Genomic DNA, 23,792 nt, shown 5'->3' with positions numbered 1-23,792 from the left:
CCTCGAATGCCACTGCGTTCGGCGTCGTCGTGCACGCACTTTCCGCTGGGCGCGTCTCATTTTCGGACACCCTGTCGATCCTCACGCTCGTTGAGCGTCCGATTTTGCGACAGTTGGTCGGCGGGTTCGCTGGGTGGTCCGCTGGTTCGCCGCTGCAGGTGACACATCTTCTCCAAGCCAGCGCATCGACTGCGGACGGCTTCGTTGCTTTCTATTTCTTTTGGCATGGACATTGCGTAACCGGCTCTCGACGTGCGCAACAACGCTAGCCCCGATGGCTCGTGCATTGTCCGGCCATTCTTGAACGGAGGAGACAAAAAGTGAAAGCTGCCGTGCTGCATCAGTACGATGAGTCGCTGACTCGCGAAGAATTCGTGCGCTACGAAGAGGTGGACGATCCCAAGATCGTGCGGCCCACCGATGTCGTCGTGAGGATTGGCGGTGCGGGTGTGTGCCGCACCGATCTGCACGTCGTGGAAGGCATCTGGCGCAGCAAGGTCGATGTGGCGCTGCCCTACATCATGGGTCATGAAAATGCCGGCTGGGTCGAAGAGGTGGGGCGCGGCGTGGAGAGTGTGAAGGTGGGCGATCCGGTCATCTGCCATCCGCTGGTGACGAGCGGACATTGTCTCGCTTGCCGGCGCGGTGACGATATGCACGCCACGGACAGCCGCTTTCCCGGTATCAACGCGAACGGTGGCTACGCGCAGTATCTGCTAACGGGCGAGCGCTCGCTGATCCAGTTGCCGAAATCGCTCGCACCGAAGGACGTTGCGCCTTATACGGACGCTGGCTTGACCGCATACCGCGCCGCAAAAAAAGCCTCGCGCCATTTGCTGCCTGGCCAGTTTGCCGTCGTGATCGGCGCCGGAGGCCTCGGGCATATTGGCATTCAGGTTTTAAAGGCACTCTGCGCGGCTGAAATCATCGTGGTCGATCGCTCCGATGTTGCGCTGCAGCTTGCGAAGGAGTGCGGCGCGCATCACACGGTCAAGGGCGGCGGAGAAGAAGTCGAACACGTCCTGGAACTTACCCGTGGCAATGGCGCGGAAGCCGTCATCGATTTTGTTGGCGAAGGAGACGCGATCGCCAAAGGTCTCGCCATGACGCGCAACGGCGGCTTCTATTACATCGTGGGTTATGGCGGAAAAATCGAATTACCGACCATCGACATGATCACCAGCGAGAAGACCATTGTCGGCAATCTGGTCGGCACGTATCCCGAACTCGTGGAACTGATGGCGCTCGCCGATCGTGGACTCGTCCACCTGTCCACACGGGAGTATCGCTTGAGCGAGGCGAACCAGGCGCTCAAGGATCTGCATCACGGGAAGGTCAAAGGGCGGGCGGTGTTGATTCCGTAACGGTTTCGACGGGACGACTTCAGCGTGGAGATTGCCGTGACCATGGAGCGCGACGCAGCCTCGCTTTTCGAGCGCATGCATTTGATCATTGCGCTAACCGAAGTGAATTCCCGCCATTTGCGCGGGGAAAGCCGACGCGCGGGCGCGGAGATCGAACTGGCATGCGCACTCGCCTGCGAAGAGCGCGATGGCGCCTCACCGGAAAGAGCGGCGCATATCGAGCAATTGCGCGGGCGTTTTCGCGAGGCCGAAAGCGCGTTGCGGGCGATCGAATCCGAGCGGGATCGGCTTGAAAGCGAACTGGGTCGCCTCGACAGCCGAATGACGTCTGGCACACAAGGGGGCTGGCAATGAACCGCATTCCGGTTACCGTGCTCACCGGTTTTCTCGGCGCTGGCAAAACCACGTTGCTCAATCGCATTCTGCGCGAGCAGCACGGCCGGCGCTATGCGGTGATCGTCAACGAGTTCGGGGCCATCGGCATTGACGGGGCCCTCGTCGTCGGCGCAGAGGACGAGGTCATCGAATTGAATAATGGCTGCGTCTGCTGCAAGGTGCGCGGCGATCTGATTCGCGTGGTGTCGTCGCTGGTCAAGCGCAAGGATGGCTTCGACGGGATTCTGATCGAGACTTCCGGTTTGGCCGACCCCGCGCCGGTGGTGCAAACCTTCTTTATCGACGATGAGATCCGCCAGCGCACGAGGCTTGACAGCGTGATCTGCGTAGCCGACGGAGCGCATCTGGCGGCGCGCCTCGCGGACAGCCGTGAGGCTGCGGAGCAGCTCGCGCAGGCCGACATCGTGCTGGTCAACAAGATCGACCTTGTCGATGCGGCGGGTCTCGCTTCGGTGCGGGACGCCGTGCGGCGCATCAATCCGACTGCCGAATGGTTGACCAGTGTGCGCTGCGAAATCCCGCTTGCCGCGCTGCTCGATCGCGGCGCGTTCGATCTCAAGCGCCTGCAGCTTGTCGCGTCGCCGGGTGAAGGCAGCGATGCGCCGCGCGGCGAGCGGACGTATCGAGCGGTGCCGTTTCGCGCTGGCGCGACTGTCAAGCAAGGCCGCCATAGTCACGGCATCGATAGCGTATCGCTGCGTGTCGAGCGGCCGCTCGAACGTACACGCTTTCTCTCCTGGCTGCAGCAACTGGTGGCCGAGCAAGGCCAGGACCTGATGCGCGCAAAGGGTATTGTCGATCTCGCCGGATCGGAGCGCCGCTTTGTGTTTCAGGGCGTGCACATGACGATGGATACCGCCTTCGATCGACCGTGGCGAGACGGCGAGCCGCGCGATAGCCGCCTGGTATTTATCGGCCGCCATCTCGACCGGCGCGACTTGCGCGAAAGCATTCGATACTGCGAGATCGACGCATGAACGCGCCGCAATTTCTGATCGATCTGCTTGGGGCGCGCTGGCAAAGCGACGCGCCTGTCGTCGATGTCGTGTGGGACACGTCGGGGCAATGCGCTGGATTCGCGCTGGGCGACGGCACGCTTGCGCTCGCCACGGGTGGCTGGCCGGGCGGTCCTCGACTCAAGCCACGCGAGAGCGGCGGCGTCGAGTTCGTGCAGGCGCAAGCGCCGCCTGCGCCGCTCGCGCGCTTCAGCGTGCACGAGGGCACGTGCCTGGCGCTTGCCGCCGACCCCGGTGGGGGATTCCTCAGCGGTGGCGACGACGGACGCCTCGTCCATCTGCGGCTCGATGGCACGAGCGAACTCGTCGCGCATGAGGCCGGGGCATGGATCGACCGGGTGGCGGCGAGTCCGCTTGGTGGCCGAGCCTATGCCAGCGGCCGCAGGGTCCATTGGCTGGGACCGAAACCCGCGTGTCTGATGCTGCCGGGATCGGCGACCTTCATGGCGTTCGACCCAGCGGGTAAGCGTTTGGCCATTTCGCATCACGGCGGCGTCACGCTATGGGCGGCCGACACGCTGCGCGAGCGTCAGCTTGTGTGGCCGGGCTATCACCGCAACGTGGTGTGGAGTCCGGACGGCCGCTATCTCGTGACCGGCATGGAGGAAAACGCCTTGCACGGCTGGCGGCTGCCCGATGGCGCGGACATCGACATGGGCGGCTACCCCGGGCAGCCGCGTTCGTTGTCGTTTTCCGCTGATGGCCGCTTTCTCGCCACGAGCGGCGGCATGCGCGCGGTGTGCTGGCGTTTCGATCCGCCCAGAGCCAATGACGAGCCGCATGAATGCGGTATCGCGGGCAAGACGCCGGTCAGCATCGCAGCCTGCCATCCCGTTCATCCGCTCATAGCCGTCGCGTATCACAGCGGCGAGGTATTGCTGTGTCAGCCAGGCAGCAGCGACATCTTGCTCATCAAGGGTTCGGGCAACCGTGCCGTAAGCGCGATCGCCTGGGCGCCGGACGGTCGGCGCCTCGCGCTGGGAACCGAGGCGGGCGAGTTGGCGCTGGTGTTTCTGCCGGAAGAATTGTTTCGCTTCGGACGGCGCAGGTAAGCCGGCAGTGCTCCCTCCCACATATCCAAAGAGAGACGACCATGAATACCGGACTCACTTCCAGGGAACAATGCTTCGAGCGCCTGGGCGCGATGGCGGACGAGATGATCGAGGCGTACGGCAAGGATTTCGCACTAGGGGCGCTCATTCTCACGGCACGCTTTGTCGCTGAAGGAAAATCCCCCGGAAATAGCGGTCAAAGCGCGATTCTTGCCACTGAAAGCCAAGGTGACGTAGCCCGGTAGATGTGCCACGCACCGTACTTCGATATTCGTTTCATTCAATAAGGTATCCGAATTTACATTAAGAATCGATTCAACCGGACGTCCCAATATCGGACAGCATCGTGAACCGGCTTTGTCGCAGAACAAAACATGGCGCACTGCGAGATTTTATAGCAAGCGTCTGTGCCCATTACCAGGCTTGACCCGGAAGAAATAACGACGTCTGGCACGCTTATCGCTCTATAAGCACAGGTCAATCCGAAAGCGTTGACGTCAAGAAGCGCAAAACGAAAACAGCAGGAGACACGATCATGAAGTCAGGCCCAGCAGGCCTGCACTTCGATTTTTCTCCGACCTTTTCGCTTGCCAACGAGACGGCCCGCCCGCGTTGTTGACTCTGGTCGTGACGCTAGCCGGCTCCGCCCGAAGCGTCGCATTGCGGCAGTAATCGAAATGAAACCAGGAGAGCTCAATGTCTGATGGATTAACGCTCAACAAGATCACGTCCCAGCGCGGTATCAGCATTGGCGAAGCGGCGCGCCGCGTTGCCGATCTTGGCTGGACTCCGAGTTACGTCCAGGAAGCCATGACCTTCCCGACGGACTACAAGATCAGCAAGGCGCCACGCGACCCGATGAAACAGGTGCTGCGCTCTTATTTCCCGATGCAGGAGGAGAAGGATAACCGCGTGTACGGCGCACTCGACGCGGCATTGCGCGGCGACATGTTCCGCAACGTCGAGCCCCGCTGGGTGGAATGGATGAAGCTGTTCCTCGCGATCATTCCGTTCCCCGAAATCTCGGCTGCGCGTTCAATGGCGATGCTCGGCCGGCTCGCGCCCGGCGAAGATTTGCGCACCGGCTTTACGATGCAGATGGTCGACGAGTTCCGGCACTCCACGATCCAGATGAACCTGAAAAAGTGGTACATGGAAAACTACATCGATCCGGCCGGGTTCGATATTACGGAAGCGGCGTTTGGCAAGTGCTATGCCACCACGATCGGCCGCCAGTTCGCCGAGGGCTTCCTCACTGGTGACGCGGTGACGGCTGCCAACGTGTTCCTGCAGGTGGTGGCCGAAACGGCGTTCACGAATACGCTGTTTGTGGCAATGCCGTCGGAGGCTGCCCGCAACGGCGACTATGCATTGCCGACAGTATTTCTTTCCGTGCAGTCGGATGAAAGCCGCCATATCGGCAATGGCCACTCTCTGGTCATGTCGATCATCAACGATCCGGACAACCATCTGCTGCTGGAACGCGATCTGCGCTACGCATTCTGGCAGAACCATGCGATCGTCGACGCCGCGATTGGCACCTTCATCGAATACGGCACCACGGACCGCGACAAGAACAAGGAATCGTACGCCGAGTTGTGGCACCGGTGGATCTACGAGGATTACTACCGGACCTACATGCTGCCGCTGGAAAAGTACGGCATCAAGATTCATCACGATGACGTCGCTGCTGCCTGGGATCGCATCGTCAAGCAGAACTATGTTCACAAGGTCGCGCAGTTCTTCTCGGTGGGCTGGCCCGTGAACTTCTGGCGCATCGAAGCACAGACCGAAAAAGACTTCGAATGGTTCGAGCACAAGTACCCCGGCTGGTACGCCGAATTTGGCGACTACTGGAAGTGGTATGCGAAGAAGAGCGTTCCGGGCGAAACCAACATGCTGTTCGATCAGGAAAACGGGTACGTCTATCCACACCGTTGCTGGAGTTGTCTCGTGCCTTGCCTGATTCGCGAAGACTTCGTGGTCGATGAAGTCGACGGCCAGCTGTACACCTATTGCTCGGAGCTGTGCCGCTGGACGCATAAGGTCGCGTTCGCCGACGAATACGAAGGCAGACCGACACCGGCAATGGGGCGCTTCAGCGGGCGCCGCCAATGGGAAGAGTGCTACCACGGTTGGGATCTCGCCGATTGCATCAAGGATCTGGGCTTCGTGCGCAGCGACGGCAAGACGCTCGTGCCGCAACCGCATCTGCGCTTCGACGACCGGCAAATGTGGACGCTCGACCATGTACGCGGCTACACGATCCAGAGCCCGCTTGTCTTGCTGCGGGGCATGACGCCGGAACAGCGCGAGAAACACATCGCCGAGTATCGCGCCGGCTTCAAGATCAATCCGGTGAGCTGACCAGGGCGTCCGGTCCGGCGGCGCGCAGTTTGCCGCCGGACGGATGAGGAGCACACGATGAGCGACACGCAAGAAACGAGGCGCGAGATGGCGGACCAGGGCGACGACAAGATATTCCATACCGTGTACTTCGAGCCAGTCGGCGTGCAGATGTCGGTGGCGGAAGGCGAAACAGTGCTAGACGCCGCGTTTCGCCAGGGCATCGCGGTGATGCATGGATGCAAGGAGGGGCAGTGCAGCAGCTGCAAGTCGCTGCTCATTGAAGGCGATGTCGAACTCAAGAAGTATTCGACCTTCGCGCTGCCCGACTACGAACGCGAATCCGGCCATATCCTGCTATGCCGCACGCTCGCCTATAGCGATCTGACCGTCGAACTGCTGAACTACGACGAAGACCTGATGCGCCGCTCGATCGCGGTCAGCGAATATGACGCGACGCTCACGAAGATCACGGCGCTCACGCACGACATCAGGCTGCTGGAGGTGAAGCTTTCGAGGCCTTTGCGCTTCTGGGCCGGACAATACGTCGACCTGACGATTCCGGGCGCGGGCATCACGCGATCGTTTTCCATGGCCAATACGCCCGACGGTGAATCGACGCTGCAATTCATCATCAAGAAGTATCCCAACGGGGCGTTCTCGTCGCAACTGGATGGCGGGCTCAGTCCAGGGGACAGGCTGATTGCGAAGGGCCCGTACGGCACCTGCTTCCGGCGCGAGGATCAGCCTGGACCCATGGTGCTCGTCGGCGGAGGGTCAGGCATGTCGCCGCTGTGGTCGATCCTGAGCGATCACGTGCAAAGCGGCGAGGAGCGCCCCATCCGCTTTTTCTACGGTGCGCGCAGCCGGCGCGATCTGTTCTATCTCGACGAGTTCGCGGACCTGGCGCAGAGGCTGCCGGATTTCCGCTTTATTCCGGCGCTTTCGAACGCCGAACCGGATGACGGCTGGACGGGCGAGACCGGCTTTATCCACGAGGTGGTCGGGCGCACCCTGCGAGAGGAAGCGCTCGCGGGTGAGATCGACGCCTACGCGTGCGGCCCCACTCCCATGATCGAGGCGGTGATGCCGGTTCTTCAAATGGCCGGTGTTGCGCCCGAGCGGCTGTATTTCGACAAGTTTACGCAGGCGGTTCGCTGACAGGATGTCCATAACCGAAACGTGAAGGAGGACTAACATGAGTACGTTGGCAGAGCAGTCGCCGGTGAAATCGGGCGCGGCCGGCGCGGCCCAGTTTGCCGGCTGGGACAGCCGCAAGTACAACTACTTCGAGCCGAAGGGCCGCAAGGCCAGCCACTACGAAGACATGACCGTAGACGTGCAGCCCGATCCACATCGCTATCTGCTGCAAGACTGGATTCTTTCATTCGCCGACGGCACGCCGACATATTCGCAAACGTGGACGGCTGCCAAAAGCTCGGACTGGCACAAGTTCCGCGCCGTCGACGAGGAGTGGGAGCGCACGCACTACCAGCGTCAGTCGACCATCGTCGGGATGATCAGTGGCGCGATTCAGAACGCGCGGCGCTCCGGGGCAGTCAAGCGCTTCGACAAAACGTGGATCAAGGTGCTGGAAGCGCATTTGGGCGCATACAAGCATGCCGAGTTCGGTTTGGGCACCTCCACGATGCATGCGCAGCGCTACGGCTACACGCAGATGATCAATAGCGCGATCCTGACCAATGCGTCGTACAAGCTGCGCTTCGCTCAGGATTTGACACTCTACCTGGGTGAGATCGCGCTCGACCTGCCCAATCTCGACCTCGATGCGGGCAAGCAGCACTGGCTGAGCGATCCCATCTGGCAGGACACGCGTCGTGCGGTGGAAGCCATCGGCGGGGCCACCGACTTTCTCGAGAAGTACTTCGCCGTGAACGTTGTGTTCGAACCGCTCGTTGCAGACCTGTTTCGCAGCGGATTCATCATGCAGGTCGCAGCGGCGCAAAACGACTTTCTGACGCCGACCGTCGTGTCGGCTGCGGAAGGCGACTACGAGCGCAATCTGGCCAACGCGGTCGAACTGTTCCATATGCTCACGAACGACCCGCAGTACGGCGAAGCCAATCGCAAGCTGTTCGGCGCGTGGCTGGAGGAACACGGCGTGCTGGCTCTGGCCGCTGCGAAGCAGTTGCAGCCGATCTGGTCGATTCCGCACGTGAAAACGGCCCAGTTCAACGACTGTCTGAACAGCGCGATAGAACGGGCGGAGATGATCGCGAGAGAGATCGGCGTTCACTTTCCTTCGTCGATCCGCGCTTGAGCGCCGCTCGAACCATTCGAATCCACCGCGCAGAGGAGTACGCAATGTCAGTGCATACCGACAACATTTTCAAGTCGATGAAGGACGTCCGCTTCGAGCAGACCATCTCGCACCAATGCGGTGTGACGATGAACGATAGCGTCGAGGCGCGCGCGATCGCCGAACTGATGGCTGCGAAACCGGGCATCACGGTGACGTATCTGCCAGCGATGATTCGCATCGACGGCCAGGGCAAGATCGAGTTCAAGATGGGCGAAATCAGCGAAGCGCTAGGCCGCGAGATGACGCCGCATCTGTTCGAGATTTCCACCTCGACCCATTACGGGCGCATGGTGATGATCGACGACGAGACGGTCGTGCTGTTCGGCAATATGGATGATGCGATGGCTTACGAGTGAGCGAACACCCCCCGATCCAACCATACGGCCCGTTTCCCGCTATGGCGAAGGGCCGTTCGTACAACCAAGGAGACGAATGCCATGTATCGAACCACGGACGGTGAAGAAGTCTTCATCATCGACGGCCACGTTCATCTATGGGACGGCAGCAAGGCCAACGTCAAGAACGTGCACGGCCAGCAATTCATTGACTGCTTCTATGCGTATCACTCGAACCTGAGCCCCAAGGAGTATCTGTGGCCCAAGGAGAAGTTCGACAAATACGGCGAAGAGGCGATGGTCGACGACCTGTTCGTCACGGGTTACGACGACATGGCGATTTGTCAGCCAACGTATCTGACCGACTTCTACAAGAACGGCTTCAACACGACCGAGGCCAACTACGTCTTGAAGAAGAAGTATCCGCACCGTTTTATCGTCAACGGTGCGTTCGATCCACGCGATGGGGAAGCCGGCCTCGATCGACTCGAGGAGCTTGCGTCGCTCTACAAGATTCAGGGCGTCAAGCTTTACACGGCGGAATGGCGCGGCGACAGCAAAGGCTACAAGCTGTCGGACCCAGGTGTGCAACGCTATTTCGAACGCTGCGAGAAGTTGGGGATCAAGAACATCCACGTTCACAAGGGACCGACGATTCTGCCGCTGAATCGCGACGCGTTCGACGTGGCCGATGTCGACGATGCCGCGACCAGTTTTCAGAACCTGAATTTCATTGTCGAGCACTGTGGTTTGCCGCGACTCGACGACTTCTGCTGGATCGCGACCCAGGAGACGAACGTCTACGGCGGCCTCGCCGTGGTGCTGCCGTTCATTCATACGCGGCCGGAATACTTCGCGCATGTGATCTCGGAGCTGCTGTTCTGGATCGGCGAGGACAAGATTCTTTACGGCAGCGACTACGGCATCTGGTCGCCGAAATGGCTGATCGAAAAATTCATGGCCTTCGAATTGCCCGAGTCGGTCAGCAAGGAAACCGGTGTGCAGTTGTCATTGACGGCCAAGAAAAAGATCCTCGGGCTCAACGCGGCGCGCCTGTATGGCATCGATGTCGAGGCGCAAAAGGCCTTGCTGGAGGATGTCCGGCAACCGGCAGCGGCAGGCGCATGAGCACGCCGCTCGTTGTGCAAGCTTCGGCCGCAATCGGGGCGGAGGTCGCATCGGGCCGCGTCGCCGAGGTCTGGTCCCGGCTCGCGACGGTTGCTGACCCTGAACTCGACGAGTCGGTGACGGAACTGGGGTTCGTCACCACGGTCGAGGTCGAGGGCGGCTGTGTGTCGATCGGTTTCCGCTTGCCGACCTACTGGTGCGCGGCGAATTTCGCCTACCTGATGGCCGACGACATGCGGCGGGCGATAGCGGGCTTGCCATGGGCGACGAACATCACTATTACGCTCGACGAGCATATGTACGCCGCCGAAATCAATCGAGGTGTAGCCGCCGGACGATCGTTCCAGCAGACCTTCGGCGGCGAGGCCAATGGCGAGGTGGAGGACGTACGGCGCATTTTTCTCGTCAAGGCTTTCCAGCGGCGGCAGGAGGCGCTTTTAAGCTGGCTGCTGGGGCAAGGCAACGAGCCCGCAAAGCTGGTGTGCCTGAGCATGGCGCAGTTGTCGGAGCTGGCAGGCGAGAGCACGGACGATGAGAAAACGCGGCGGCTCGTAGCGCGATACTGCGAGCGGCGATTCGTTGCAGGGCGTGGTGCCGATGCCAAAGCAGAGCACGAAGCGGCACTGGCATTCGTCGACGCGCAAGGTGAAGCGCTGGTTGCAGACGAGCTAGGCGCATACCTGCGAGCGTTGCGAAGGGTCGGCGTCAATGCCGAATTCAACGGCGCGCTTTGCCGCGGTCTGCTGGCTGCCCGCTACGGCGAGGGTTGCACATCCGCACCGGCAGTCGAGATCAAACCGGTGCACTTCGTGCGCACTCGCGATGCGAAGCCCGGCGGGTCGTTCGCGCCAGCACGAGAGGCGCCTCGCGCAGCAGAGTAAACAAGAGCAACCAGAACTAACCGGATCAGGAGGGACAGGATCATGCCGAATATCATGCTGCATGACGACGAAGCGCGCATGGCGCTAGGTCGGGGTATCGCGAAACTGGCCAAGGCAGTGCGAGGCACGCTGGGCCCGCGTGGAATGAACGCAATCATCGACCGGCCAATCGGCTCGCCGATCATCTCGCGCGACGGGGTGAGCATTGCCAGCGAGATCGAACTCGAAGATCCATTCGAGAACATTGGCGCGCAAGTCGTGCGCGAAGTCTCCAGGCAGACCAACGAAGTCGCCGGTGACGGCACGACCACCGCGACTGTGCTCGCCGACGCACTGGTTCAGGAGGGCCTCGCGTGCCTCTCGCAGGGCGCCAACCCGGTCGAACTGGTGCAGGGGCTGGAACTGGCCGTCAACGAGGCAATCGATTCGCTCAAGCGCTCGGCAACGCCCCTGCGCAGCAGTGACGAAGTGCGCGCCGTGGCTGTGGTGGCAGCCAACGACGAGTTTACCGGCAACCTTGTGGCGCAAGCACTGGAACGCGTGGGCGCCGACGGCATCGTCGATGTGGAATACGGCAATACCGTCGAAACCCGTCTCGAAGTGGTGGACGGGATGGCGTTCGATCGCGGCTACCTGTCTCATCACATGGTGACCGACATCGAAAGAATGCAGGTGGTGCTGGACAACCCGCTCATTCTGATGACCGATCAGCGGCTGCAGTCGCAGGAGGAAGTGGCCGCGCTGCAGGCGCTCGCGACGCAGAGCAAACGACCGCTGCTGATCATCGCCGAAGAGGTGGCGCCAGCCTGCGTGATGACGCTGCTCGCATGGCGCGACAACGGCGGCATGCCCGTAGCGGCGATTCATCCACCGGAGTACGGACACTGGCGCAAGGCGATGCTCGAAGACATCGCCATCGTGACAGGCGGCAAGGTCGTTGCCCGCGACCTGGGCGGAAAGCTCGAAGCCACGCAATTGGGCGACCTGGGGAGCGCGCGCCAGGTACGCATCTCGTCGAACCAGACCATCATCACTGCAGGTGGCGGCGATCCCACGGCAGTAGCAGCGCGCCGGCAACAGGTGGCGCGCCAGTACGAGATGGCGCCGGAGAATGTCGAGCGCGACAAGTTTCAGGTGCGGCTCGCCAAGCTGTCGGGCGGCACCGCGCTGATTCTCGCGGGTGGCGCAACCCCGGTCGAACAGAAGCGCCGGCTGCATCTGATCGACGACGCGATTCACGCGGCGCGCGCGGCGATTGCCGAAGGGGTCGTGCCGGGTGGCGGCATGGCCTTGTTGCAGGTCTCGTCCGAACTGGAGGGTGTCATCGCGCGTAGCCATGGCAGCGTGCAGCAAGGTGCGCGGCTCTTGCAAAGCGCCTTGGCAAAGCCGCTCTTTCACATTGCCACGAATTGCGGCCTCGACGGCGCGGCGATCGTCAGCGCAGCGGTACGCGCAAAACCCGGAATGGGGCTCGACGCGCGTCGCGGCGCCTTCGTGAACCTCGCCGAAGCCGGCATCATCGATCCGGTCAAGGTCAGCTACAGTGCGGTGCGAAATGCGGCCTCGGTAGCAGGGTTGATTCTCACCACCCAGACGCTGATCGCCAAAAAGCCGGAGACGACCGATCCGACCGCCGGCCCCGCGTTGGGCGCAGGCGCCGAGCGGCTCGGCCGGGCATAGAAGACAAGACTGGCGTAGCCGGCTTTCCGTATCCGGAGGCCGGTCTGGCATGGCCGCGGCCCGCGCAGACCGGGCAGGCGCCGCCGTGGGGAGACGAACAATGGCGAGAGATACCAGCCGTCACTTCGGTGCGACTGCGACGACGGTCCGGCATGTTGGCGCGATGCCCACGATGCGCGTGCTCAAGGTCACGCTGGGTTGGAGCATCACGCTGTGTGGGCTTTCGGTTTTGCTATGCGATGTGAGCGCAACGACCGCTGCGTTGATGCACGGCGTTGCCAGTGCGATCCTCAAAGCCATAGCGTGATCGCCATACCTGCCTGCCCGGGAGGGCGCTCCTGCGCATTGCGGGAACAACGGGAGCGCACGCATGGATGATCGCGTTCGGCCAGCGAGCGTGGCGAATTCGGGGGCAAGTACAGCCCGCACGATGCTTGCTGCGCGCGAGGTACTGGAAGGGCGCCGTCGTGGCGCCTTGAAGCTGCTGCCGTTTGCCGGTCCGGCGGTCGTCGTTTCCGTGGCCTACATGGACCCCGGCAACTTCGCGACGAATATTCAGGCGGGCGCCCGATACGGCTACACGTTGCTGTGGGTGGTGGTGCTGGCGAACCTCGTGGCCATGTTGTTTCAGGCGATGTCGGCGAAACTTGGCATTGTCACGGGTAAAAACCTCGCGCAATTGTGTCGGGAACGGTTCCCTAAACCGGTTGTGCTGTTGATGTGGGGGGCGAGCGAGATCGCAGCCATGGCCACCGATCTGGCCGAATTTCTCGGCGGCGCGATCGGGCTCGCATTGCTGTTCCATCTGCCGTTGCTCGTGGGAATGGCGATTACGGCGGTGGTGACATACGGACTCCTGTTGTTCGAAAGCGCCGGGTTTCGGCCGCTTGAACTCGCTATCGGCGCACTGGTGGGCGTCATTGGCCTCTCGTATCTCGCCGAGTTGTTCATCGCGCCGGTGGTCTGGCCGAAGGTCCTGCTCCACGCGTTTTCGCCGAACCTGCCGGACAGGGATGCATTGACGATCTCGGTCGGTATCTTCGGTGCGACGGTCATGCCTCATACGTTGTTTCTGCATTCAGCACTGACGCAGGATCGCGTGGTCGCGCGCAGCGGGAAGGAGCGTAAGCAACTATTGAAGTTTTCGAACCTCGAAGTGATGGTCGCGCTGAGCATTGCCGGCGTCATCAATATGGCAATGGTGATCATGGCTGCGAGTGCGTTTCATCATGGCCATGCCGAGGTCGCGGAAATCCAGGACGCGTACCGCACACTTGCGCCGCTGCTCGGCGCAGGCGCGGCGAGCATCTTTCTGATATCGCTGATTGCTTCGGGCGTATCCAGTTCGGTGGTGGGCACCATGGCGGGCCAGATGATCATGCAGGGGTTTGTCGGCTTCAAATTTCCGCTGTGGTTGCGCAGAGCCGTCACAATGGTGCCCGCGTTCGCGGTGGTGGCGCTCGGTGTCGACGCAACCCGTGCGCTTATCTTGAGTCAGGTGGTTTTGAGTCTCGCGCTGCCGCTGCCGATGGCAGCCTTGCTGTGGTTTACGCGTTGCGATGCAGTGATGGGCGACTACGCTAATCGCACGGTTACGACGGTCATCGCCACCTTGGCCGCGCTGGTGGTTTTATCGTTCAACGTCGTGGTGGTGCTGCAAACATGTGGCGTTGGTATTCCCGGCTGGGGGAGCTGACAAACGCGTGACAAAGAGATTAATGAAAGTGCAAGGCGAGGCGGGGTACGCGGTTTGCTGACCGTGTTTCCCCCAAAAGACTTGTTGAGGATTCAGGCATATACTGCGAGCGCGTTCGCTGCTGGGTTTGAAAAATAGAAGTCGGCAAGATTCGTCCAGCCACAATATTCTAGCTAGTCATGACGAAGCCGGCCTCAGGGCCCGGCTCCGCGTTGACCCATCGCCCAGGAGGACGTTGTGGCGAGGAGACATCAGCTTGGCAGCATGTCGGATCCTGGTCATCAGGCTGCGATGCGTGGCATCGTGGCCAACGCGCAGCGCGCTAACCTCCGTCACTCCGATCGGGGCACGATGCTCGCCTGGGAGCGCTTTCTGGCGGGCGAATCCTCGACTTCCGCTCCCCCGGCGCTCATCGACTCATGGCAACGCAGCTTGCGCTCAGGCGTGAGTCCGACTGCGGTTTCAGCGCCTATCGCGGTACATGGCGACGAAGTCGCGGCGCTGCTCTGGCGCCATCGCGATCTGCTGGCCGCGGCTGATCGCCTGTTCACTGTCACAGCCGACCTGTTCGCAGATTCACATTCAATCTTGCTGCTCACGAATCAGGACGGTGTCATCCTGAAAGCAGCCGGCGATTTGCGCACGCAGGCGGCCGGCGAAAAAATCCATTTGACGATTGGCGGCGACTGGTGCGAGGGCAGTGCGGGCACCAACGGTATCGGCACCGCGCTGGCTACGCGCGAGCCGACCTATATTCATGCGTCGGAGCACTTCTGCGAAGGCATCAAGGCATGGAGTTGCGCGGCCGCGCCAATATGCGAGCCGGGCACGGGCGCGGTGATCGGCGTACTCGATATTTCCGGGCCGCCTTCCACTTATCAGATCAACAATCTTACGTTGGCGGTGACCGCCGCGCGTCAAATCGAAATGGTGCTCGCCGAGCAGGCCGCTCGCGAACATATGCGTTTGCTGGCGTTTTGCCTGCAGCGGGTGTCGTCGTCGGATGCGACCGGGATGGTCGCGATCGATCGCAGTGGCCGGCTCGTGCATACCACTGGCAGAGTCACGTTGCCGGTCGGTATTGGCGAGCGTTTTCCTGGCATGAGCGAGACCTCTGCCGTTGAAGACTGGGCGCAGCATTTGCCCGCTGGCTTGAGCGCCGAATGGTTCAACCCTGTCGTCGTCGACGGCAGCCCGATTGGGGCGATGCTGGTCGTGCCGGCCAGGACGCGGCCTGTGAGTGTACGACTCGCCGGTCGCGGCGAAGCTGATCCACAGCGCAACGGCTTCGCGCAAATCCAGGGGCAAAGTTCCGCGATGCAGGCTGCCGTCAATCGCGGGCGCCAGCTTGCCAGCAGGCGTGTTCCGGTGCTCATCGAGGGTGAAACGGGCGTTGGCAAAGAGTTGTTCGCGCGCGCGATTCATGGTGAAGAGGGCGGCACCGGCCCGTTTGTCGCGTATAACTGCGGTGCGGCATCGAAGGAACTGATTGCCAGCGAACTGTTTGGTCACGTGCGTGGCGCTTTTACCGGCGCGACAACGGAAGGGCGGCCCGGCCGTTTCGAACTGGCTCACGGCGGGACGCTTTGTCTCGACGAGATCGGTGAAATGCCGCTCGAACTTCAACCCGTTCTGTTGCGCGTACTGGAAGAGGGCGTCATTTACCGCCTGGGCGATACGCAACCGCGCCGCGTGGATGTGCGCTTGCTGGCAATGACCAATCGCAATCTGCGCGAAGAGGTCGAGTCCGGTCGCTTTCGCCGCGATCTGTATTACCGGATCAGTGTTACGCGCCTACGTATTCCGCCGCTACGCGAACGGGACATCGATATCGATCTGCTAGTCGAGCACTTTAACCGCAAGCTTGCCTTGCGCCATGGTGTCCCCGAACGACAACTCGGCACGGAGGTGATGGCCGTGCTGCGTGCCTACTCGTGGCCCGGCAATGTGAGGGAAATGCGCAACGTAATCGAGAATATGCTGTTGACGTCCAGCGAACCTGCCGTTTCACTCGACGATTTGCCTGTCGAATTGCTTGATGAAATCTCGATGTCCGGCGCCATCCCCTCGCTGCGTGACGAGGCGGCAAGTCTCGAGGCAACCGAGCGTTTGGCCATTGCACGCGCGGTGCACAATACACACGGTAACCTCGCGCAAGCCGCACGCGCGCTCGGTGTCTCGCGAAGCACACTTTATCGAAAGATCGAGCTTTATCAACTGGAAGGCATCGTGAAACCGGCAGCCAGGGAATGAGGTCTGCGTGAACTGGAGCGATCGGTTATTTTCCATAGACTCTCAGCGTGGCGAGACGACAATCGCGACACGGCGGTTTTGAGCCCGGCCGGCTTCCGTGCGGTTATCCGCCACCGGATCACGCTTACCTTTCCCGATGATCTCGACATCCCCGGCAGGCAGGCCGGTGTCGATCAGTTCGAGCGCCACGACCTCCGCACGGCGTCTGGACAACTCGAAGTTATAGGCATTCGCGCCTTCTGCGTCGCTGTAGCCATAGACTCGCACGCTGGTCAGCCCCGCCGACATAAGCGTATGGCCGATGTGCTCGACAATCCTGCGGCTGTCGGGCTTGAGGTTGTAGCGGTCGAAGTCGAACAGAATGGGTCCGGTCGAGCCGAACTCGAAACCTTGTTCGGTCTCCTCGAAGCCCGCCGACGTGAGTGCCTGAACTTGCGTCTGCGTCAGACCACGGTAAAGCGGCGGCGTCTTGCAGGCCCCAAGCAGCATACACAGGAGCAGTGCGCTCCCGATGCCCATCCGCCAGCTACCTGCAGGAGACGAGTGTTTTTTCATCGCATTCCCCTCGAACGCGCCGGCGTTGCGCGCACGGTTGCAAATTCTTGCGACAGATCCGGCTGGTGGACCATGCCATAACGTCAAGCCTGTCCTGCGACACCTTCAGCAAACTGCCACGAGCCCGGCCGCGCTCGCTTGGCCCGGTACATCGCCGCATCTGCGGCCCGCAGCAAGCCGTTCGCGTCACACGCGTGATCGGGATACAACGCAATCCCGACGCTCATCATGGTGGCCACCGTACGGCCATCGGGCAAGGTGATCGACGGTGTCATGCTCGACAGTATGTCCTCGGCGATACGTGTGGCGCTGGCCAGTTCGCGCATCGGCGCCAGCATCACGGCGAATTCGTCGCCGCCGAGGCGTGCCACCAGATCGACCTCGCGCAACTGCGTACGCAACCGCGCCGCGATACCGATCAGCACCGCATCGCCGGCTTCATGGCCGAGGCCGTCGTTGATCTCCTTGAAGCGGTCGCAGTCGAGATAGAGGACGGCGACGCGCTGCCTTGTCACCATGGCCTCGTCGAGCGCACGCATGAGGCGAGCCTCGAATTGCCAACGATTGGGCAGGCCGGTGAGCGCGTCGTGGGTCGCCTTGTGTTCGAGCGACGCGTTTTCGTGGCGCAGGGTGTTTTGCCAGTCTTCGAATTCGTCGAGCAAGGCGTTGAAGTCGTTGCCGAGCTCGTTAAGTTCAGCGATTGCCGCGGGCTCGACCCGCTGCTCGAACGCACGCTCGCGCCGCACTGCGTGGGCAACGCCGGCCAGCGCGTGCAGCGGAGCGACGATGCTGCGCAGCACGCGCTTCGAGCTGACATAAGCGCCAAGCACGCTAACGGCGAGGCACGCGAGGATGCCACCGACGCCGCCGAGCAGAAAACCGAAGAACTGGTGCCCCTGGCCACGCACTTCGACGTAACCGACGACAACGCCGTCGTGGACCACCGGCACGGTGACGGGGCCAGGCAGCGCAATGTCGGCGACCGACCGCTCGAGCCTGGCGATCGCATTGGCGGCTGGCGACTGCCATGCCGCGAAGGGTCGACCCGCGCTGTCCGAGACGACGATCTCGGCCACGTCCTCTTCCTTGGCGATCAGCACGATCGCCTGGGTCGCCGCAATGCGGTCGCCGAATACCAACGCCGCCTCGACCGTATAGGCGAGCGAGCGGGCCAGCAGGTTCAGGTTGTTGCCGGCATAGGCACGCAATGCGATCACGGCGACCATGATCAACGACACTGCGGCCATCGTGACGGCAACGAACGCCAGACGCAGATGCGCGCGGCGCAATACGCTTTGCAGCGTCGGGCGCGCAGGGAAAGCGGGGGGCGTGGGCCGTCTCATGGCGTCACCGGCCGCCGCGCGAGATTGAGGACATTGGGCTGGACGCGTACGCCGCTGCGCGCTACGGCATCGAGATTGATGTCGAACGTAACGCGCTCGCCATCGACATTCAGGCAGAACATGCTGCCCGCGGTGCAGGTCGGATCGTGTTCCGCAATCGTCAGGACCGGGCGGCCAGCCACGGTGGCGCTGACCCGCTGTCTCTCGGCACCGTTCAGGTCGCCGAGATAGACGACTTCACAGGCTGCGCCAAGGGCGGAATCATCAAAGGGGAAATGCTGCACCTCGAGCGGCGTCGAGCCGGCCTGCAGCGTGTCGACCAGGCCTTGTGCGTAGTCGGGCCGGCCCGTCACGCACAGGTGCAGGTGGCCAGGCGGCGTCGGCCAGTGCGTAAAGCTGATGATTCCGAGCACGACCTGGCGCACGGCGGCGTCTCGTGGCGAAACGGTGGGGCCGGTGCGGCTCGCGGTGGTGACGGTGCCCGCCGTGTGGGCCGAATCGACTGTATTGTCGGGTGTGTCGGCGAGCGCGCCCGGTGCCGCGCCCAGCGCGCATGCCGCTGCGAGCAAGGCGTGGCGAAGCCGGGCCGACCAGCCAGGCAGGCCAAACGTCGCCAGCGCCGCGCTCCTTGGCCTCATTGCAGCCGCACGACCGGCGACCGCGGCGGGCACGCTCGCATGCATGATGAAAACACCTGTTGGCGTTGATCCAGGCGCTGCCCTGGCTCCCGCCATTCGCGGGCGTGCACAAGGTGATGCGCGCAGAAGTTCATCTTAAGCGCAAAGTCGCACGATCAACCAGTCGAACACCCGCTTTCGCTGTGGCCATCGACGTTTGCCGCTCTGCAGCGAATTGATCTGTAGATTGGAGGGTCAAAACCGTCGGCACCCAACTGAGGTGAGATTATTCAGGATGTCGAAAGAGCAGCTCTCGGACGTCGGCGGCACCTGCTCCAGCCAACCGTCCAGGCATGATCAATGCAGGCACGCCATGCTGCGCATTTCTGGTCGATCTCCATCAAGTGATGGAGGCGAGCGGGTGCGCGCGAATTTAGAGTGGGAGGAGTGGTCAAGAAATTTCGCCGCACTTCCGACTAGCTCGGCCCGAGGGCAGCCGCGCGCTAACGCGAGCGAGCGGCGCCAAAACAAGCCTGATCTTCGATTGAGGCCGGTGTTCTTTGGCGGGTCACAAGCGGTTTCGTCTGACCTGGTCAGGCGATGAGTCCCACGCTGCCCCCGCCTGGGACGGCGTGGCGTGCAGTGCTGTTCTGTGCGTGTGGACTGCCACGTCATTCACCCTGCCGGGTGCCTTTGCGATAGTCAGTAGGACTACTGCCGGTCCAGTGTTTAAATGCGCGGCAAAAAACGGTAGCGTCGGAAAAGCCGAGATCAAATGCGAGCGCGGCCACGCTCGTGTTCGAGTTTGTCAGCCGATGGACTGCGATATCCCGTCGTAGTCCGTCTTTCACCAGCTGGAAATGCGTTCCTTCCTCTGCGTATCTGCGGTTGAGCGTGCGTACAGACGTGTGCAGCGCCTGTGCAAGATCCTGTATCGTCACCGGCTGCGCAATATTCTGTTCAAGATACTCGCGCGTCTTAGCCACAATGGATCCGTAGTGAAGTGCGGTGAATGTCCAGTCACCGGGAGCACGCTTCAGGAATTCCCATAGCTCGTGTTTCTCGCGTTTGAACGGCTCCGCACAATCCTGGTACAAGAAATAAATGCTCGTCGCCTCTGAATCAAAGTGCGCTGGACCTGGGAACAAGAATGCGTAGTCCTCTACATGCCTCGGCTTGGCGAAACTGAACTCGACTCGATGGAGGTTGATCTCCCTGCCAAGCAGCCATGATGCGATGCCGTGAACGAGCTTCATCATCAACTCATGCCCAAGTGGCGTGACCTGTGTGCCAGACGTTCGCTCCGCCAGAGCCAGTCGCACCAGATCCTTCTTCGTTGATATCTGCAACCGGTAGTCATCCAGCAACAAATTCCAGAAGCGGACAAAACGATTGAACGCCACCAGCACGGTAGGCGCGTCCAGCAAGCTGAGCATCAGGTACTTCAACGTGCCACCCCGGATCGGCCTGGACCATAGTCCCAGCATCTCGTCATCGAGCGTCGCCGCGACTGTCCTGTACAACGCGACGTATTGCTGACGTGTCATTCGAGCGTCAGGCTGATTGAGAAGGGACGGGGGGATGGCGGCGCTGGCGAGTGCTTGTGCTGCTACGCCTTCTCCGTGACGGGCACGAATGACGCGCAGCATCCCGTGCAAGAAGTGGGCGGAAAGCGTGAGAGGGCTTTGCGAGGACAATTTCATGGTTCGTCCATTATGGCGCATTTTGCACATTGATTGGCGCGATGCGCCAGTTCTCTGCTAGCCATGCGCCTATACTGACCGGGAAATTCTGCTACGCCTGAAGTTTGCGATAGCGGCCAGATGGCGCGTTGCGCCAATTTCTGGCGGCGTTTCTTCGTCGGTCAAAAGGGAGCTTGGTTTGAGCACGAGACGGATCGTTGTGACTGGCATGGGTATGGTGTCGCCGTTGGGATGTGGCGTCGAATCCGTATGGAGCCGCATCTTGAAGGGGCATTCAGGCCTGGCCGGTTTGCCTGGCGACGTCACCGAAGGGATTGCATCGAAGGTCGGTGGCGTCGTGCCTGTGTTGACATCAGACTGCCCATGGGGATTCGATCCCGCTCTCGCGGTGGAACCCAAGGACCAGAAGAAGATGGACCGCTTCAGCCTCTTTGCGTTGACCGCGGCGCAAGAGGCTTTGAATCAATCGGGGTGGCAACCTGCAACAGAAAGCGCTCGCCAAAGGACAGCAACAATCGTGGCATCCGGCGTAGGTGGGTTCGGTGCGATTGTGGAGGCCGTCCGGACTACTGACGAACGGGGTCCAAGGCGACTTTCTCCTTTCACCGTTCCGAGTTTCCTGGCCAACATGGCGGCGGGCCATATATCCATTCGCCACGGATTTCGTGGTCCCCTGGGCGCACCGGTCACTGCCTGTGCTGCCAGCGCACAGGCCATTGGCGACGCAGCGCGCCTGATTCGCGCTGGCGAAGCCGATATTGCCGTGTGTGGCGGAGCCGAGGCCTGTATCGATCGCGTCAGCCTGGGGGCATTCGCCGCGGCAAGAACCATGTCCACGGGCTTTAATGATCGACCCGCTCAGGCGTCCCGCCCGTTCGATGCTGGGCGAGACGGCTTTGTCATGGGAGAGGGCGCCGGCATGCTCGTCATAGAAGACCTGGAGCACGCATTGCAGCGGGGCGCCACTCCGCTTGCGGAAGTGATGGGGTATGGCACGAGCGCCGACGCACACCATATGACGTCTCCGCCCGAGGACGGCGCCGGCGGACGTCGGGCGATGGAGCTGGCAATCCAGCAGGCGAACCTTGAACCCAGGCTGATCGGGCATTTGAACGCCCATGCGACGTCCACGCCCGTAGGCGACATCAGTGAGTTGGCGGCCATTAAGGCGATATTTGGAACAGGTCGAGGTCCCGCCGTATCAGCCACCAAATCTTCGACAGGACATTTGCTTGGGGCCGCTGGCGGCGTGGAAGCCATTTTCACGGTGCTCGCGCTGCGAGACCAGCTTGCGCCGCCTACGCTCAACTTGACGCAGCCTGATTCGGCAACGGACGGCATCGACATTGTCGGCGGATCGGCCCGCAGAATATCGACGGAATATGCGATCTCCAATGGATTTGGTTTCGGGGGCGTCAACGCGAGCCTGGTATTCCGTCGGCTTTAATTCCCGCTGCGAGCGCATCGGGCGACCCGCGGATCTACATCAAATGTCATGGCCAGATACAGATGTCGTACGGCCAGCCATTTACAGATGTCGTATCTCTTTCATGGTTCTGTTCGCCCGTATTGTTGAAGAACATGGGTTGAAGCAGCAGGGCGCCTGTGTTCATTCAGCGAGCCCTGGCAGACCGACGGCCAGACTTTGAATCTGGCTTTGCCGCCCGTGCCAGCTTCACGATCACCGCGTCCATGTCCGCCTGCGTGAATTCGCGCGTCTTCTTCGTGCCCGGCACCCGTTCAGCCCGGCGTACCTCGACGCCACGGTTCGTGCGCGAAGGCGAGCCCGAAGCCCGCCGGTCATCGCGCTGCGCCTGCAGGGCCTGCGCCACCGCGAGCGCGTGCGCCAGCCGCTTGTGCTCGATCACCGCACCCTGGTCCACCTCAGTGAGGCGGTCATACTCGCGGTACGGCAGCGGCTGGCCGTCAGCACGGATCTCGATGCGTCCGTCCGGGTACTCCCACACCTCGATGTAACGGTGCACCAGCTTGCGGTTCTGCGGCGTATCGTCGAGCAGGTACATCACGCGGTCGTACTGCACCGTCAGCGCATTTGTCACCCGCCGCGTCTCGCGCCAGGTCATCAGCAGATCGAGATTCTCGTCGGCGCGCAGCGGCCGGTGGGCGTCGAAGCCGCTCTTCGGTGGCTTCGCAAAGCGGGCGTTGTAGCTCGCCATGAAGGAGGGCGCCCAGGCATTCGCTTCAGCCAGCGTGCTGATGCCGCGCAGCCGCATCTCCTTCACCAGACGGTCCTGCAACGTCAGGTGCGCACGCTCCACGCGGCCCTTGGCCGGGCTGGAGTTCGCGCAGAACGTGTCAATGTTCAGCTCGTACATCGCGCGCCCGAAGTGCGTCACGCTGCGCCCGGTCTTGCCGGCGCTGACACTGCGAAACACGCTGGCGCGGTCGCTGTACAGCGCCACCGGCTTGCCGTGACGCTCCAGGTACGCACGCGTGGCCTCGAAATAGCTGAAGGTCGACTCCGTGGCCGTGAAGTGCAGGTGCATCAGGCGGCTCGTCGCGTCGTCCACGTACACCAGCAGCGTGCAGGCCGGCGCGCGCTCCTCGAACCAGCGATGGTCGCTGCCGTCGATCTGGATCAGTTCGCCCAGGCACGCGCGGCGCGCACGGGGCTGGTAGACCTTCGGCGGACGCTGCGCACGTGGAATCCATAGCCCGGCGTCTGCCATCAGCTTCCTGACCGTTTCCTTCGCGAGCCGGATGCCATGACATTCAGCGAGCTTCTCGCACGCCAGCGTCGGGCCAAAATCGGCGTAGCGCTCGCGGATCAGTGCCAGCGCGCGCAACGCCAGGCCTTCGTCGAGCTTCCGGTTGCCTGGCCGTCCGCGTCGGCCCGAAGCCACGCCCGCGGGTCCGTGTTCGCGATAGCGGATCACCAGTCGCTCAACCTGGCGCACGCTCAGACCCAGCCGTTCGGCGGCACGCCCGGGCTTCAAACCCGTCTCGGCCACCGCCTGGATCACCTTGAGTCGGTCAAGCTCTCGCATCGTCAGTGTCACCAGTTCGCCTGGTCGCATGGCTGGCTCCGCAGTTCGCACGAGCCGGTTAGCATGCCAGTGGTCAAAAACACGACATCTGTAAAT

21 protein-coding genes are annotated in these 23,792 nt (G+C 61.9%); 16 read left to right on the top strand and 5 right to left on the bottom strand.

Annotation, left to right across the window (positions count from 1 at the left end; genetic code table 11):
* Positions 1-320 precede the first annotated feature (320 nt).
* The 15 genes from U5A52_RS37240 (at position 321) to U5A52_RS37170 (ending at position 16,470) form a co-directional block, all read left to right on the top strand.
* A complete protein-coding gene (locus U5A52_RS37240; protein ID WP_321916276.1) occupies positions 321-1,364 on the top strand; it encodes an NAD(P)-dependent alcohol dehydrogenase in 1,044 nt (347 codons plus the stop codon).
* 42 nt (positions 1,365-1,406) lie between these two features.
* Positions 1,407-1,718 carry a hypothetical protein gene (locus tag U5A52_RS37235; RefSeq protein WP_321916337.1) on the top strand — a complete coding sequence of 104 codons (312 nt, stop codon included), beginning with the start codon at positions 1,407-1,409 and terminating at the stop codon, positions 1,716-1,718.
* Positions 1,715-2,737, top strand: coding sequence for a GTP-binding protein (locus U5A52_RS37230; protein WP_321939058.1), 1,023 nt, complete (start codon positions 1,715-1,717; stop codon positions 2,735-2,737). Before U5A52_RS37235 ends, U5A52_RS37230 begins: the two co-directional genes overlap by 4 nt.
* Positions 2,734-3,828, top strand: a complete 1,095-nt coding sequence (locus U5A52_RS37225) for a WD40 repeat domain-containing protein (RefSeq protein WP_321916274.1) — start codon at positions 2,734-2,736, stop codon at positions 3,826-3,828. The genes U5A52_RS37230 and U5A52_RS37225 overlap by 4 nt, the downstream gene beginning before the upstream one ends.
* A gap of 41 nt (positions 3,829-3,869) precedes the next feature.
* A complete protein-coding gene (locus U5A52_RS37220; RefSeq protein ID WP_321939056.1) occupies positions 3,870-4,073 on the top strand; it encodes a hypothetical protein in 204 nt (67 codons plus the stop codon).
* Positions 4,074-4,524: 451 nt separating this feature from the next.
* Positions 4,525-6,195, top strand: a complete 1,671-nt coding sequence (locus tag U5A52_RS37215; protein ID WP_321939055.1) for an aromatic/alkene/methane monooxygenase hydroxylase/oxygenase subunit alpha — start codon at positions 4,525-4,527, stop codon at positions 6,193-6,195.
* Positions 6,196-6,252: 57 nt separating this feature from the next.
* On the top strand, positions 6,253-7,335 hold the full coding sequence (locus U5A52_RS37210) for an NADH:ubiquinone reductase (Na(+)-transporting) subunit F (protein WP_321939054.1): 1,083 nt from the start codon (positions 6,253-6,255) through the stop codon (positions 7,333-7,335).
* A 37-nt stretch (positions 7,336-7,372) separates the two neighbouring features.
* Positions 7,373-8,455 carry an aromatic/alkene monooxygenase hydroxylase subunit beta gene (locus U5A52_RS37205; protein WP_321939052.1) on the top strand — a complete coding sequence of 361 codons (1,083 nt, stop codon included), beginning with the start codon at positions 7,373-7,375 and terminating at the stop codon, positions 8,453-8,455.
* A 44-nt stretch (positions 8,456-8,499) separates the two neighbouring features.
* Entirely contained in the window at positions 8,500-8,853 is a 354-nt protein-coding gene (locus U5A52_RS37200; RefSeq protein ID WP_321916269.1) for an MmoB/DmpM family protein, read from the top strand.
* Between the two features lie 81 nt (positions 8,854-8,934).
* The gene (locus U5A52_RS37195; protein ID WP_321939050.1) at positions 8,935-9,960 is read left to right on the top strand and encodes an amidohydrolase family protein; all 1,026 of its coding nucleotides are present in this window, start codon (positions 8,935-8,937) and stop codon (positions 9,958-9,960) included.
* A complete protein-coding gene (locus U5A52_RS37190; protein ID WP_321939049.1) occupies positions 9,957-10,841 on the top strand; it encodes an iron-sulfur cluster assembly protein in 885 nt (294 codons plus the stop codon). The genes U5A52_RS37195 and U5A52_RS37190 overlap by 4 nt, the downstream gene beginning before the upstream one ends.
* Positions 10,842-10,883: 42 nt before the next feature.
* Positions 10,884-12,521, top strand: a complete 1,638-nt coding sequence (locus tag U5A52_RS37185) for a molecular chaperone GroEL (RefSeq protein WP_321939047.1) — start codon at positions 10,884-10,886, stop codon at positions 12,519-12,521.
* Between the two features lie 100 nt (positions 12,522-12,621).
* Positions 12,622-12,828, top strand: a complete 207-nt coding sequence (locus U5A52_RS37180) for a hypothetical protein (RefSeq protein ID WP_321916265.1) — start codon at positions 12,622-12,624, stop codon at positions 12,826-12,828.
* A gap of 63 nt (positions 12,829-12,891) precedes the next feature.
* Complete coding sequence (locus U5A52_RS37175; RefSeq protein ID WP_415774110.1) at positions 12,892-14,217, top strand: Nramp family divalent metal transporter; 1,326 nt, start codon at positions 12,892-12,894, stop codon at positions 14,215-14,217.
* Between the two features lie 264 nt (positions 14,218-14,481).
* Positions 14,482-16,470, top strand: a complete 1,989-nt coding sequence (locus U5A52_RS37170; RefSeq protein WP_321939045.1) for a sigma-54-dependent Fis family transcriptional regulator — start codon at positions 14,482-14,484, stop codon at positions 16,468-16,470.
* A gap of 42 nt (positions 16,471-16,512) precedes the next feature.
* Here U5A52_RS37170 and U5A52_RS37165 read toward each other — a convergent pair whose 3' ends face one another.
* From U5A52_RS37165 to U5A52_RS37150, 4 genes are all read right to left on the bottom strand, one after another.
* A complete protein-coding gene (locus U5A52_RS37165; protein ID WP_321939043.1) occupies positions 16,513-17,025 on the bottom strand; it encodes an OmpA family protein in 513 nt (170 codons plus the stop codon).
* A gap of 83 nt (positions 17,026-17,108) precedes the next feature.
* Entirely contained in the window at positions 17,109-18,368 is a 1,260-nt protein-coding gene (locus U5A52_RS37160; protein ID WP_321939041.1) for a diguanylate cyclase domain-containing protein, read from the bottom strand.
* The gene (locus U5A52_RS37155) at positions 18,365-19,051 is read right to left on the bottom strand and encodes a YfiR family protein (RefSeq protein WP_321939040.1); all 687 of its coding nucleotides are present in this window, start codon (positions 19,049-19,051) and stop codon (positions 18,365-18,367) included. The genes U5A52_RS37160 and U5A52_RS37155 overlap by 4 nt, the downstream gene beginning before the upstream one ends.
* Positions 19,052-19,656: 605 nt before the next feature.
* On the bottom strand, positions 19,657-20,688 hold the full coding sequence (locus U5A52_RS37150; RefSeq protein ID WP_321939037.1) for an AraC family transcriptional regulator ligand-binding domain-containing protein: 1,032 nt from the start codon (positions 20,686-20,688) through the stop codon (positions 19,657-19,659).
* Between the two features lie 208 nt (positions 20,689-20,896).
* Between U5A52_RS37150 and fabF the strand changes: the two genes are divergently transcribed.
* Entirely contained in the window at positions 20,897-22,135 is a 1,239-nt protein-coding gene (gene fabF, locus U5A52_RS37145; RefSeq protein ID WP_415774112.1) for a beta-ketoacyl-ACP synthase II, read from the top strand.
* Between the two features lie 166 nt (positions 22,136-22,301).
* Here fabF and U5A52_RS37140 read toward each other — a convergent pair whose 3' ends face one another.
* The gene (locus tag U5A52_RS37140) at positions 22,302-23,726 is read right to left on the bottom strand and encodes an ISNCY family transposase (protein WP_321918067.1); all 1,425 of its coding nucleotides are present in this window, start codon (positions 23,724-23,726) and stop codon (positions 22,302-22,304) included.
* Positions 23,727-23,792 lie beyond the last annotated feature (66 nt).

Origin of the sequence: Paraburkholderia sp. J8-2, assembly GCF_905220195.1 — a bacterium.
GTDB lineage: Bacteria > Pseudomonadota > Gammaproteobacteria > Burkholderiales > Burkholderiaceae > Paraburkholderia.
Note: the sequence above shows the minus strand (reverse complement) of the source record. Positions and strands in the feature narration are given on the sequence as shown.